This is a genomic window from Actinomadura rubrisoli (assembly GCF_004349215.1).
GTDB lineage: Bacteria > Actinomycetota > Actinomycetes > Streptosporangiales > Streptosporangiaceae > Spirillospora > Spirillospora rubrisoli.
Genome location: NZ_SMKU01000756.1, coordinates 1 through 870 on the forward strand (window position 1 = coordinate 1; position 870 = coordinate 870).

The following is an 870-nucleotide window of genomic DNA, read 5'->3' on the forward strand; positions in this document are numbered from 1 at the left end:
CACCCTGGAGCCCCTCGCCGCCGACCGCGAACGCGACCTGACCGAGCGCGTCGGCACCGCCTACCAATGGCGGACCGCCATCTGGTCCGACGACGAGTGGGCCGCCTACTTCGCCGGACCCCGCAACGCCTGGGTCATCAAGCAGGACGAGCCCGTCGGCATCGCCCGCTACGTCACCGAGGCCGACGAGACCGAGATCACCACCTTCGGCCTCCTCCCCGAGTGGATCGGCCGCGGCATCGGCGGCCACGCCCTCACCCTCACCCTCCGCAAAGCCTGGGAACTGAACCCCGCCGCCCGCCGCGTCTGGCTCCACACCTCCACGCTCGACCACCCCAACGCCCTGCCGAACTACCGCAAACGCGGCCTCCGCCCCTACAAGACCCTGGAACGCTAACCGGCGGCCCGGTCGACCTGCTTCGTCAACGCGGTCAACCGGGCCGACGCCACCCCGAAGGGCGTACCGGCCGGCTGCAACGTCAGCACCACCACGATCCGCTCCCCCACGAGCCCCGTCGTGTGCAGCACAGGCCGTCCGATCCCCAAGGGCGCCGACGCCGCCCGCACGTTCCCCCGGCACGGCACGGCCGGAACGTCCCCGAACCCCGACCACCCCTGCTTCACGGCCCACGGCCTCTCCAGCGCCCGCGGAATCCCGAACGTCTGGTCGAACCCGTCCGTCCCGCACCGCGTGGACTTCCTCAGCTGCGCCAGCACGAACTCCCGGTGGCCCTTGGGCGCCTTCTCCAGCAAGTACCGGTACGTCCTGACGACATCCTCGGCGCTCAGCGCCGTATACCCCCAGAACCCGGGCTTGTCCGCGGGCGGCGGACCCGTCTCCCGCAGCCCCGCCCGCCGGACCATCCGTCC

General features: G+C 72.1%; 1 protein-coding gene and 1 pseudogene. One reads left to right on the plus strand and one right to left on the minus strand.

Annotated elements, in window-relative coordinates:
* A partial coding sequence (locus tag E1298_RS47295) for a GNAT family N-acetyltransferase (protein ID WP_131903890.1) occupies nt 1-397 on the plus strand: 397 nt, incomplete at its 5' end.
* Here the strand turns inward: E1298_RS47295 and E1298_RS47300 are convergent.
* Nucleotides 394-870: pseudogene (locus tag E1298_RS47300) on the minus strand (hypothetical protein); the annotation flags it as partial. The gene E1298_RS47295 and the pseudogene E1298_RS47300 overlap by 4 nt on opposite strands.